General features: G+C 33.8%; 13 protein-coding genes. 5 read left to right on the top strand and 8 right to left on the bottom strand.

What is annotated here, in order from left to right; all coding sequences use genetic code 11:
- Nucleotides 1–18 precede the first annotated feature (18 nt).
- Nucleotides 19–1,317, bottom strand: coding sequence for a tyrosine--tRNA ligase (tyrS, locus tag WHC90_RS07725; protein ID WP_188597902.1), 1,299 nt, complete (start codon nt 1,315–1,317; stop codon nt 19–21).
- Nucleotides 1,318–1,411: 94 nt separating this feature from the next.
- On the opposite strand from tyrS, the gene WHC90_RS07720 reads away from it, so the two are divergent.
- Entirely contained in the window at nt 1,412–2,422 is a 1,011-nt protein-coding gene (locus tag WHC90_RS07720; protein ID WP_188597901.1) for an NAD-dependent epimerase/dehydratase family protein, read from the top strand.
- Between the two features lie 8 nt (nt 2,423–2,430).
- Here the strand turns inward: WHC90_RS07720 and WHC90_RS07715 are convergent, their stop codons facing one another.
- From WHC90_RS07715 to WHC90_RS07705, 3 genes are read right to left on the bottom strand one after another with little or no spacing between them, the layout of a single operon-like run.
- On the bottom strand, nt 2,431–2,823 hold the full coding sequence (locus WHC90_RS07715; RefSeq protein ID WP_188597900.1) for a DUF4296 domain-containing protein: 393 nt from the start codon (nt 2,821–2,823) through the stop codon (nt 2,431–2,433).
- 1 nt (nt 2,824) lies between these two features.
- Nucleotides 2,825–4,162 carry a dihydroorotase gene (locus WHC90_RS07710; protein ID WP_188597899.1) on the bottom strand — a complete coding sequence of 446 codons (1,338 nt, stop codon included), beginning with the start codon at nt 4,160–4,162 and terminating at the stop codon, nt 2,825–2,827.
- 3 nt (nt 4,163–4,165) lie between these two features.
- Entirely contained in the window at nt 4,166–4,891 is a 726-nt protein-coding gene (locus WHC90_RS07705; RefSeq protein WP_188597898.1) for a polyprenol monophosphomannose synthase, read from the bottom strand.
- A gap of 80 nt (nt 4,892–4,971) precedes the next feature.
- Between WHC90_RS07705 and WHC90_RS12385 the strand changes: the two genes are divergently transcribed.
- Nucleotides 4,972–5,613: a DUF4271 domain-containing protein gene (locus tag WHC90_RS12385; RefSeq protein WP_188597897.1), complete on the top strand. Its 642-nt coding sequence runs from the start codon at nt 4,972–4,974 to the stop codon at nt 5,611–5,613.
- Between the two features lie 14 nt (nt 5,614–5,627).
- Nucleotides 5,628–6,377 carry a uroporphyrinogen-III synthase gene (locus WHC90_RS07700; protein WP_188597896.1) on the top strand — a complete coding sequence of 250 codons (750 nt, stop codon included), beginning with the start codon at nt 5,628–5,630 and terminating at the stop codon, nt 6,375–6,377.
- A gap of 47 nt (nt 6,378–6,424) precedes the next feature.
- On the opposite strand, the gene radA is transcribed toward WHC90_RS07700, so the two are convergent.
- The 4 genes from radA to panC all read right to left on the bottom strand — a co-directional run bounded on the left by radA (nt 6,425) and on the right by panC (nt 10,130).
- Nucleotides 6,425–7,783, bottom strand: a complete 1,359-nt coding sequence (radA, locus tag WHC90_RS07695; RefSeq protein WP_188597895.1) for a DNA repair protein RadA — start codon at nt 7,781–7,783, stop codon at nt 6,425–6,427.
- 144 nt (nt 7,784–7,927) lie between these two features.
- Complete coding sequence (locus WHC90_RS07690) at nt 7,928–8,881, bottom strand: lysylphosphatidylglycerol synthase transmembrane domain-containing protein (protein ID WP_229664887.1); 954 nt, start codon at nt 8,879–8,881, stop codon at nt 7,928–7,930.
- 1 nt (nt 8,882) lies between these two features.
- A complete protein-coding gene (gene panD, locus WHC90_RS07685; protein WP_188597894.1) occupies nt 8,883–9,233 on the bottom strand; it encodes an aspartate 1-decarboxylase in 351 nt (116 codons plus the stop codon).
- A 51-nt stretch (nt 9,234–9,284) separates the two neighbouring features.
- On the bottom strand, nt 9,285–10,130 hold the full coding sequence (gene panC, locus WHC90_RS07680) for a pantoate--beta-alanine ligase (protein WP_188597893.1): 846 nt from the start codon (nt 10,128–10,130) through the stop codon (nt 9,285–9,287).
- A 96-nt stretch (nt 10,131–10,226) separates the two neighbouring features.
- On the opposite strand from panC, the gene WHC90_RS07675 reads away from it, so the two are divergent.
- Both WHC90_RS07675 and WHC90_RS07670 read left to right on the top strand, forming a co-directional pair.
- Entirely contained in the window at nt 10,227–11,042 is an 816-nt protein-coding gene (locus WHC90_RS07675) for a glycogen/starch synthase (protein WP_188597892.1), read from the top strand.
- Between the two features lie 6 nt (nt 11,043–11,048).
- Nucleotides 11,049–12,629, top strand: a complete 1,581-nt coding sequence (locus tag WHC90_RS07670) for a DUF4270 family protein (protein WP_188597891.1) — start codon at nt 11,049–11,051, stop codon at nt 12,627–12,629.
- The last annotated feature ends 8 nt before the right edge of the window (nt 12,630–12,637 follow it).

The following is a 12,637-nucleotide window of genomic DNA, read 5'->3' as shown; positions in this document are numbered from 1 at the left end:
AAATGACATTTTTAACTATTAGTTTGCAAGCTGTAAGAAAAAGTAGCTTTTTTTACCACGTTGCAAAAGCACGTATTTTTGTGCGATTAAATCAGAAGTTCTGATCAGGTAATCCTCACCAACCTTTTCTTTATTGACAGAAATTGCATTTTCTTTTAATGCTCTTCTCGCGTCTCCATTTGAGTTTAAAAAGTTTGTTTTTGCAGCCAATGCAGCAATCATATCTAAACCAGAATCAATGTCTTCTTTAGAAATTACAGCTTGAGGAACTCCTTCAAAAACATCTAAAAAGGTTTGTTCATCTAAGCTTTTTAAATCATCAGCAGTGGATTTTCCAAACAAGATATTAGACGCTTTAAGGGCATTTTCATAAGCGTCTTTTCCATGGGTCATAATGGTAACTTCTTCACCAACTTTCTTTTGTAACAAACGAAGATGAGGCTGTTCTTTATGCTCTTCTATAAGGGCTTCAATGCTGTCTTTGTCTAAAAAAGTAAATATTTTAATATACTTTTCTGCATCTTCATCACTAGAGTTTAACCAATATTGGTAAAATTTATATGGAGAAGTTCTTTGAGCATCTAACCAAACATTTCCTCCTTCAGTTTTTCCAAATTTTGTACCATCAGCTTTGGTAACAAGCGGTACTGTAATGGCATAGGCTTTTCCTTGTGCTTTTCTTCTGATAAGTTCTGTACCTGTGGTAATATTTCCCCACTGATCAGAACCACCCATTTGCAATTTGCAATTCTTTTCTTTGTACAAGTGGTAAAAGTCATATCCTTGGAATAACTGATAGGTAAACTCAGTAAAGCTCATCCCTTCTGCATATTCACCATTAAGCCTTTTCTTTACAGAATCTTTAGCCATCATATAATTTACGGTGATATGTTTTCCAGTATCTCTAACAAATTCAATAAGAGAAATTTCTTTCATCCAATCATAATTGTTGACCAATTCTGCTGGGTTATCAATGGTACTTTTGTCAAAATTTAAAAAGCGTTCTAATTGCCCTTTTACACCAGCAATGTTTTTAGCTAGTGTTTCTTCGTTTAACAAGTTTCGCTCTGCAGATTTCCCAGAAGGATCTCCAACCATTCCTGTTGCACCACCTACCAATGCGATAGAATTGTGTCCGCATCGTTGAAAATGCATCAAAATAATAATTTGTACCAAACTACCAATATGTAGAGAATCTGCAGTGGGATCAAAGCCAATATATCCTGTGGTTTGATGTTTTAGCAAATACTCTTCGGTTTCTGGCATGATGTCGTGTAGCAATCCTCGCCAACGTAATTCTTCTACAAAATTTGTCATTCTTTGTTCATTTATGAGAAGGCAAAGATACATTATCCTCTAAAAAAAACTACCTTAGCTCTTAGTAAATTATTTGATAAAAAGCGATACCGAAATGATTTTAGTGACTGGAGGAACAGGATTGGTAGGGTCACACCTTTTGTATGAGTTGGTGACTAAAAATAAAAAAGTTAGAGCCATATACAGAACAAATAAGAGTAAAGAAACGGTCTTAAAAATCTTTTCTTATTATAGCCAGGATGCTTTAAAGTTGATGAATACGATTGATTGGGTAGAAGCAGACATCACAGACATTCCTTCTTTAGAAGCTGCCTTTAAAGAGGTAACGCATGTTTATCATTGTGCTGCTGTAGTTTCATTTGACCCAAAAAAATATCGAACATTGAGACAAGTCAATATAGAGGGAACTGCTAATATTGTCAATTGTTGTATTAAAAAAAATATCACCAAGCTTTGTTATATCAGTTCTATAGCTACTTTAGGAAATATGCCTAACAATCCGGTGCATACCGAAGAAAATGAATGGAATAAAGAAGATTATAATAGTGGATATGCCATTACCAAACACGGAGCCGAAATGGAAGTTTGGCGAGGGAGTCAAGAGGGTATAGATATGGTTATTGTCAATCCGGGTGTTATTTTAGGACCTGGTATTTGGGATGATAATACCGGTGAATTTTTTAGTAAAACAGCCAAAGGATTTAAGTTTTATACCGAAGGAACTACTGGTTTTGTCGGAGTTTATGATGTCGTAAGAGCTATGTGTATACTTATGGATAGTACTGTTATTAATGAGCGATTTGTATTGGTATCAGAAAACAAATCCTATCGAGAAATCGCCAACAGTATAGCAGGGCATTTAAAGGTAAAGCCGCCCAATTTAAAAGCATCAAAATTACTTACGGCAATTTTTTGGAGGCTCAATTACCTCTGGTCTAAACTTACAGGAGCACCACAGGTATTAACTAAAAACACAGCAGCTTCCTTACATAGTAAAACTGCGTATTCTTCAAAAAAAATAGTAGATACAGGACTTTTTAGCTTTACGCCAGTAGAAAAAGATATAGAACGCATTTGCAGCTACTACCAAGCAGATAATGAATAACTGATTGTTTATTTCTGATTTAACTTTTTAAGAGTACTGTTTGTCAGCGAATCTGTTAGGGCTTTTTGTGCCTCTTCAAGTGCTTTTTTTCTTGACATCAAATTGCTATTGACCAACTTAATCATTTCATCATACTCATCAATAATAGACACATAGTACAAGTTACTTGCTTTATAACGAGTGCTATCTATACCATACTTTTGATATAGTAAAGGCATGTAGTTTATGTTTTTTGCTAAGTCTAAATTTTTTTCATAATAGGCTGATGATGCTATATATAAGTCTGTCAGCAAAAGCGCCATGCTGTCTTTTGGAATTAAATCTTTCGGTTTTTTATAGATGGTGTTACTGGTGCAAGAAAGTAAAAAAACCAAACCAAAAAGTAAGAAAATCTTTTTCATATTATCGATTAAACAGGAGCCTTTGACCTTTGATAGATTCATCAAACAAGCCGTGATCAAAGATAAGGTTTCCATTTACAAAGGTGTGGGTAACACTTGATGTAAAGGTATGTCCTTCAAAAGGAGACCAGGCACATTTATACAAAATATTCTTTTTTGAAACGGTGTATGGATGGGTCGGATTGACCAAAACTAGATCGGCATAATAGCCTTTTTTAATAAAGCCTCTTTTTTCGATTTTAAACATCTTAGCTGGGTTGTGACACATTTTTTCAACCACTTTTTCTATGCTTATTACACCTTCTTTAACTTTTTCTAACATGGCGTTTAAAGCATGTTGAACCAAAGGACCACCACTTGGAGCTTTGGTATAAATTGCAGATTTTTCTTGCAAGGTATGAGGCGCATGATCTGTAGCAATCACATCAATTCTATCGTCTAATAAGGCCTTCCACAAACCCTCTCTATCTTTTTCTGTTTTTACAGCAGGATTCCATTTAATCAGTGTTCCTTTTTCATCATAATCGTTATCTGTAAACCACAAATGATGAATGCAGACTTCGGCAGTAATTTGTTTCTCTTCTAAAGGGATATCATTTCTAAACAAGTGTGTTTCCTTTTCTGTAGACAGATGAAAAACATGCAAACGTGCACCTGTTTTTTTTGCCAACTCAATGGCTTTAGAAGAAGAAAGGTAACAGGCTTCTTCACTGCGAATAAGCGGGTGGTATTTTATAGGGATATCTTCACCAAATTCTGCTAGATATTTTTCAGTATTTTTTTTAATCGTTGCTTCATCTTCACAATGCACAGCAATCAATAATTTTGTTGATGAAAAAATAGTTTCAAGAACTTCTTGGTTGTCAACTAACATGTTTCCTGTAGAGGAGCCTAAAAACAATTTTAATCCAGCCACATTTTTTGGGTTGGTTTTTAAAATTTCATCTAAGTTGTCATTGGTCCCACCAAACATAAAAGAGTAATTTGCATACGATGTTTTAGCCGCCGTTTCAAATTTTTCTTCAAGGAGTTCTTGGGTAGTTGCCTGAGGCACCGTATTGGGCATTTCTATAAAAGAAGTGATTCCACCAGCTACAGCCGCTTTACTCTCACTGGCAATAGTTGCTTTATGTGTTAGTCCAGGCTCTCTAAAATGGACCTGATCATCAATCAGCCCAGGCAAAAGAAAGGCTCCGTGAGCATCAATTATCTTTGCATCTTTTGGAGGCTCAATTTGAACCGCAATATCTTTAATAAGGTTATTTTCTATAAGTAAATCACCAAAAAAAATCTTGTTTTCGTTGACAATTTTTGCGTTTTTGATAAGGGTAGAACTCATAAGTTACTTGTTTTTTGGCAATCCGTTAAATCGCATTTTAATAACCCCAAAGAGGGCTTCGTAAACGATATTACCGCTCATTTTAGATTCTCCTAAAGTTCGGTCAGTAAATATGACTGAGACTTCTTTTATTTTAAATAAATGTTTCCAAGCTTTAAACTTCATTTCAATTTGAAAGGCATAACCAACAAATTTTATTTTGTCTAATTGGATGGTTTCTAGTACTTTTCTCTTGTAACAAACAAAACCAGCAGTAGTATCATGTATGGGCATTCTAGTAATAAAACGAACGTATTTAGAGGCAAAGTAAGACAATAAAACACGTTTCATAGGCCAGTTAACAACGTTGACACCTTTTGAGTATCTAGAGCCAATAGACAAATCAGCTCCTTCTATTTTACAGGCGTTGTATAAGCGAATTAAGTCTTCAGGATTGTGAGAAAAATCAGCATCCATCTCAATAATATAGTCGTATTTTTTTTCAATTGCCCATTTAAAACCATGAATATAAGCGGTACCTAATCCATTTTTTCCTTGACGTTCTTCTAAAAATAAACGATCGGCAAATTCACCTTGTAAGTTGCTGACAATTTGACCAGTTCCATCAGGGGAGTTGTCATCAACAACCAAAATATCAAAAGCCTTTTGCTGTTGAAAAACAGCCTTGATAATGGCTTCAATATTTTCTTTTTCGTTATAGGTTGGAATGATTACTAAAACGTCTGACATGCTTTTACTAGAATAAGTATAACAAAGATACGCTATTTTATCACTAATTTTGTGTTAATATTTTATCATAAAACCAAAATATGCAGATAGCAAATAGGGTCGTAGAGTCAAACAATTGGGTGTTATTAACCCTTCTTTTTGGGCTGTTCTTGCTTTTTTTGCTAAAAAAAATAAATGCTGAGCTTTTGTTAAATTACAGCAAGGCATTTTTTATAAAGGGTTTTGTAGAAAAGAAAGCACAAGAGAAAGTAAGTTTTTTCTCGTTAACTAGCCTTTTATTATTTCTATTTTCAGGAGTTGTACTTGCCTTGTTTTCCTGTCTTATTGCAGAAAACTTTATACGAGATCAGCAGGTAGATTTTCAGTTTTTCATCTATATTTTGATTGGAATTCTACTTTATATTCTTGCTAGTTATTTCATAGAATATCTAGTGATACGAATCTTTTCATTGAAAAACACCTTGGGGTATTTTATGATTTCAAAAAGAATTTACCTGTTTACGTTTTCTATTTGGCTTTTCCCTTTTTTGATTCTTAGTTTTTATAGTTTTAGTTCTGGATATGTAGCGCTAGCCGTTGCTGTTTTTATGTTTTTACTGAGCCTGATTTTAATCTTCTCTAACAACAAAAACTTGATTGTAAGCGAGTTGTTTTATTTTATTTTGTACCTTTGCATACTTAAAATAGCGCCATTATTATTTATTTATAAAATAGTGTTTTAATTAAAGGAGTTTGTATGAAAGTGAAAACAATATTGGTCTCTCAACCTGAGCCAAAAACCGATGCATCACCTTACTTTGAGTTATCAGAAAAACAAAAAGTAAAAATTGACTTTAGATCTTTTATTCATGTTGAAGGTGTTGAAGTTAAAGAAGTAAGAGCTCAAAAAATTGATTTAAGCAAGTTTACCGCTATTATCCTTACAAGTAGAAATGCCGTAGATAATTTTTTTAGAATTGCAGATGAAATGCGATTTAAGGTGCCTGATTCAATGAAATATTTTTGTCAATCAGAGGCCGTTGCTTATTATTTACAAAAATATGTTGTCTATAGAAAACGTAAAATCTATGTAGGGAACAGAACCTTCCCAGAATTGGGAAAACTAATAAAAAAACACAAGGATGAAAAGTTTTTACTTCCTTCATCAGATAAATTAAAACCTTTAATTCCAGAAGAGTTAAACAATTTAGGTGTTGACTGGAAACAAGCAATACTTTATAAAACCGTTGTTAGTGACTTGTCTGACTTAGAAGATGTGTTTTATGATATTTTAGTGTTTTTTAGTCCTTCAGGAATTGATTCATTATTTATCAATTTCCCAGATTTTAAACAAAATAACACTCGAATTGCTGCTTTTGGAAACACCACCATTAAAGCGGTTACAGATGCAGGCTTAAAATGTAATATTATGGCCCCTGCTCCAGAATCACCATCCATGACGATGGCCTTAGAAAGGTATATCAAAGAAGTGAACGGAAAAAAATAAGATTTTTTTATAAAGATATAAGCCGAGTAATTTTTTACTCGGTTTTTTTATGCAAATAAGGTCGCAAAAGCCTCTTCAATCTTACCTACTAAAACTAATTTAATATTGTGGTTTTTTGAGCTTATATTGTTGTATTTGGAAGCAACAAGTGTTTTATATCCTAATTTTTCTGCTTCAATAATTCGCTGATCAATTTTTGAGACAGGTCTAATTTCTCCTGCTAAACCTACTTCTGCAGCAAAACAAACATTTGGGTTGATGGCAATGTCTTCATTGGATGATAAAATAGCAGCGACCACAGCCAGATCAATTGCAGGGTCATCTACCTGAATCCCTCCTGTGATGTTTAAAAAGACATCTTTGGCACCTAACTTAAACCCAGCACGTTTTTCTAAAACAGCCAGAATCATGTTAAGCCTTTTAAGATTATAACCCGTTGTAGATCTTTGTGGGGTTCCATAGACAGCAGTACTTACAAGAGCTTGAACCTCGATCATTAATGGTCTAACTCCTTCTAAGGTTGATGCAATTGCCGAGCCGCTTAAATCTGAATCTTTTTTTGAAATTAAGATCTCTGATGGGTTGGAGATTTCTCTTAATCCGTCAGAAAGCATTTCATAAATTCCCAATTCTGACGTAGATCCAAACCTATTTTTTTGAGCTCTTAAAATTCGATAGGTGTGATTGCGATCTCCTTCAAATTGCAATACGACATCTACCATATGTTCCAAAATCTTTGGACCCGCAATATGACCCTCTTTGTTAATGTGCCCGATTAGTAAAACAGGGGTTGCAGTTTCTTTTGCAAATTGAATAAGTTCTGCAGTGGTTTCTCTTATCTGAGAGATACTTCCAGGGGTTGCTTCTACAGTGTTGGTTTGGAGCGTCTGGATAGAATCAATCACTAAAAAATCAGGCTGAATTTCTTCAATATTTTTAAAAATTTCTTGGGTATTTGTAGCCGTTAGAATAAAGCAATTTTCATTTTGATTTTGAATCCTTTCTGCTCTCATTTTGATTTGAGACTGACTTTCTTCACCCGATACATAAAGTACTTTTTGAGTAATTGATAAGGCAATTTGTAAAATAAGCGTGGATTTTCCAATCCCTGGTTCTCCTCCTAATAAAATCACAGATCCTTTAACTAGACCACCCCCTAAAACAGTGTCAAGCTCTTTGTTTTTTGTCTGAATGCGTTCTTCTGGATTGCTCTCAATTTGAGCAATAGTTAAGGGTTTTGAAGTTTTTTTAATGGATGAACTTTGTTTCCAAGACCGCTTTTCTTCTTTTTGTACAACCTCTTCTACAATGGTATTCCACTCTTTACAAGCACTACATTGTCCTACCCATTTAGCATGTTGGGTTCCGCAGTTTTGACAAAAAAAAGTTGTTTTGGTTTTGGCCATTTTAAAATAGTTTCAGAGTTGTAAAGTTACAAAGTTTCAACCTTATTTGAATTGTATAATTGTGCATCTTTTTTTGAGACTTTGTGCTCTTAAATAAAGAAAATACCTCAAAACTTTGCTAAAGGAAATAAACGCTTAGGCCGGTTAGCTTTTGTTCTTGTTGTAAATCGGAAGAAATAAGAAAGACAAGCCACCAAAAAGGATGACCATGGCAGTTTGTGCAGACCACATAATCCATCCAAAGGCAAATGCTTTGTCATTGTCTATATTAAAAAGGGCGAAAGCCAAGGCAACGGCTACTGGATAAGAACCCACACCTGCATTGGTAGCTGCAATTGCTGTTCCACCAGCAATAAAGCCGATTAAAACACCGCCAATAGGCACTTCTAACCCATCAATTGCTGGAATCGTTGCCCAAAACATTAGTACATACATCAACCAAATAAAGAGTGTATGAAATATAAAGGGCCATTTTTTCTTCATTTTAAAAATACTCATCACCCCTTCTACTAGACCTCCAACAAAAGTCTTTATTTTTAAAGCAAAACCTGATTTTGCTTTTTTGATAAATCGAATAAAAATAGCAACGATAAGTATCAAAACAATTCCAAGTAAAATAATTTTACTGGGGTCAAAGTTTTTAAGAAGTAAATCGTAAATAAAATCGAATTGAACAAACAAAGTGATGGCTACCATAAGCAGCATCATGATCAAATCGGCAATTCTTTCTGCAACGATAGTTCCAAAACCTTTTTCAAAAGGAATGCCTTCATAATTGGTCATTACAGCAGCTCTAGATACTTCTCCAGCTCTGGGAATGGTATAATTAACAAGATAAGCTACTAAAACGGCCATAACGCTATTGGCAAATTTTGGCTGATACCCTAAGGGCTCTAGCATAAATTTCCAACGATAGGCTCGAGACAAATGGCTTAAAATACCAAATAACAAACCAAAACAAACCCATAGATAATTTGCTTCTTTAAAATAAACGACAAGTTCATCAATGGAGACTTTAGAGAGCGAATACCAAACCAAGAAAACCCCTAACAATAAAGGGAAACTAACTTTTAGTATTTTTTTTGTAGAAATGCTCAAACTAATTTAAAATATTGGTTGCTTCATTAGGAAACACAAGTGATGGTTTAAAAACTTTTGCTTCTTCAAAATCCATTAAAGCATAGGCAATTAAGATCAAGACGTCACCCACAGCAACTTTTCTTGCAGCCGCACCATTTAGAGTGATTTCTCCACTACCTCTTTGTCCGGGAATTACGTAGGTTTCTAGGCGTTCACCATTGTTGTTATTAACAATTTGAACTTTCTCACCTTCAATAATATTTGCGGCTTCCATTAAATCCAAATCAATGGTAATGCTACCGATATAATTTAAATCAGCTCCTGTTACTTTAACACGGTGGATTTTAGATTTTACAACTTGTACTAACATGCAACAAAAATAAAGCTTTTTAAATTATTTATAGATTTTATTTTGTCTTTTTTAGGACAGCGAAATGTTGTCTATCAGGCGAATATTTCCGGCATGAACCGCTATAAATGCTCTGTTTTTTTTAGATAAATCAATTTCTTTAGGGCTAGCTAAACTGTCTTCTTCTGCGATGGCAAAGTACTCCAAATTTAAGAGTTCATTTGTTTCAAATTCCTTTTCAACTTGACGTGAAATTTCTTCAATCGTGTTTTTTTTTGCCTGTAAAACAACTTTTTTAAGCAATTTATAGATAAATGGTGCTGCTGCTCTTTGTTCTGGATTTAAACGAACATTTCTTGAACTCATAGCCAATCCATCTTTTTCTCTAAAGATAGGACAGCCAATAACATTTAGAGGTAAGTTCTTTTTTTCTGCTAGTTTTTTGACGATTTGTAGCTGTTGAAAATCTTTTTCGCCAAAATAAGCATTGGTTGGTTTTATAAGGTCAAAGAAGGCGTGAACGATGGTAGCAACCCCATCAAAATGACCAGATCGATACTTTCCTTCCATTTGATTCTCTAGCCCATCAAAAGAATAAGTCCCTGACACAATGTTGTCTGAATACATTTCTTTAGCATCAGGTATAAATACGATATCGCAGTTTGCTTTTTCAAGTAATGCCAAGTCTTCTTCTAAGGTTTTTGGATACTTCTCAAGATCTTCTGTATTGTCAAATTGGGTTGGATTAACAAAAATACTAACTACCGTAATATCATTGTTTTTTTTGGAATGGCTAATGAGAGATAGATGTCCCTCATGGAGTGCCCCCATGGTTGGTACAAAACCAACATGATAATTGTTTGCTTTAAATTCAGATAAACAGTCTTTTAAAGCGTTCTTTTTTTTGAAAACTTGCATAAACTCAAATAGTAAAATGTGTGCAAACTTAGTATTTTAACATGAATTTAGCATAAAAATATGTATTTTTGCACTTCTCATAAAAGGGATGATTTCATGAAAGACAAGAGAATTTTATACGTATCGTCTGAGGTAGTACCATATTTACCAGAAACGGAAATGGCCTCAACGGCGTTTAATGCAGCAAGAAAAGCACATTCTAAAGGAGTTCAAACCCGTATTTTTATGCCCAAATTTGGCGTAATAAATGAAAGAAGACACCAATTGCACGAAGTGATTAGGTTGTCCGGAATGAATCTGATTATCAATGATATGGATATGCCACTGATTATTAAAGTTGCTTCTATTCCAAAAGAACGGATGCAGGTTTACTTCATTGATAATGATGAATATTTTAAAAGGAAAGCTATTTTTACAGACGAGGATGACAAACTTTTTGAAGACAATGACGAACGCGCCATTTTCTTTGCCAAAGGGGTTATCGAAACTGTAAAAAAATTAAATTGGGCTCCGGATATTATTCATATCCACGGATGGATGGCCTCGTTATTGCCATTATATTTAAGAGAATATTACAAAGAAGAGGCTCTTTTTTCTCAAAGTAAGATTGTAACATCAATTTACAATAATGATTTTGGAGGGACTTTGAATACAGGTCTTATAGACAAGGTCAAATATGATAAAATTGATGATTCAAAGATAGAAGAACTTCAAACCCCTAGCTATATTAACATTCTTAAAAATGCCATAGCTAATTCTGATGCTCTTATTAAAGGGAGTGAAACGATTTCTGATGAGCTAACACAGTTTATCGAAGAAAAAGAAAAGCCCTTTTTAGACTACCAAACCGAAGAAACATTAACCGAAGCTTATTTAGATTTTTACGCCAATAAAGTATTGGCTCAACAATAGTTATTTATGTATAAAGACATTACAAAGAAAGGTATATATTTTGGAATTGTTATTTTTAGTTTGATTGGGGTTATTTCTTGTGAAAAGGACTTCCAAGACGTAAACTCTTCGGTCATTAACAATACCAAATACACGACTAAAGATACAGTTTTAGAAGTTGTAATTACAAACAAAGCAATACAAAGTGTTCGCGCTGATGGTTTGGAAATTGGAGGAGCATTGGGCCAATATTTATTGGGGATCTATGCAGATTCAAGATATGAAAAATTAGAGGCATCAATCGTTTCTCAACTTCAAATTATTTCAGATGAAGAAATACTTGTTGATAAAACATATGGAGCTGACACAACTGTTGTTACTACTATAGATACCGTATTTTTAAAATTACCTTATCAGGCGACTTTAAAAGATGCTAATTCAGGAACTGCTGATTTTGAGCTTGATTCAATTCTTGGTGATAAAACCAAAGCATTTACCTTAAATATTTATGAATCTGGAACTTATTTATCGCGATTAAATCCACAGAATCCCTCAAAGATTTATAGCTATCAATCTGATTATAATTACCAGAAAATACCAGGTGAGTTAAATGCCACACCTAATTATCAGTTTATACCAAAAGCGACTGACACAGCATTCTTTTTAAACAGACGCTTAAGTGATGGTAGTGTGTATAAAAAAGATACAATTACATTAACACAAAATAATCCTTTTGCTAGAATTCCTTTGTCTAAAACAAAAATCAAACAATTATTCTTAGACAAATTAAATTCTCCAGAGTTTGCTTCTCAAGATGCATTTAATAATTATTTTAAAGGAGTATACTTAGAAGCTACCGGAAATGAAGGAACCATGCTTTCATTAGGGTTTATAAATAGTGATCAAACACTTGTTCCTTCAATTGAGTTGTATTATACCAATACGGTTATAAAAGGAGGTACACAAGTTGTTGATACTATTGAAAGGAATCGATCTTTTCCACTAGCTGGTTTTACAAATAGTGCATATAAAATGGAGCAGAAAGTATATCCAGCAGATAAAAATATAATTATCCAGGGTACTGCGGGTAACATGGCTGAGCTTAAACTTTTTGGTGATGACAACAACAACAATGGAGTTTCTGATCAAATAGAGGACATGAGAGCAAAAAATTATTTGGTTAATGATGCAACTTTAACGTTGTATGTAAATCAAGACATTGTTCAACACGATACAATTACTACACCTTTTAGCATGTTTTTATATAAAGAGAATGGTGCAAAAAGTCCAAGTCAAATTAAGGATGTCTATTCTGAAGGTTTGTTTGTTTTTGGAGGAAACCTAGAGTTAGCCGATGACAAAAGACCAGACAAATATGTGTTTAAAATTACAGATTATGTTTCAGATTTGTTAAATGGAACTATAAACTACAATCCAACTCTTAATCTTAAAGTTTCTAATCCGACAGATTTTCCTGAAACAATTACAGATACGATCGTAAAAGTGTATAGTTGGAACCCGAAAGCTATCACCTTATTAAACCATGACAAAAATGCCAACGGTGATCGTAGAGCTCAATTAAAGATTTCTTATTCAATAAAAAAATAACAAAGTAT

Origin of the sequence: Polaribacter pacificus (genome assembly GCF_038024035.1) — a bacterium.
GTDB classification, from domain to species: Bacteria; Bacteroidota; Bacteroidia; order Flavobacteriales; family Flavobacteriaceae; genus Polaribacter; species Polaribacter pacificus.
This window is presented reverse-complemented; position numbering and strand designations above follow the sequence as displayed.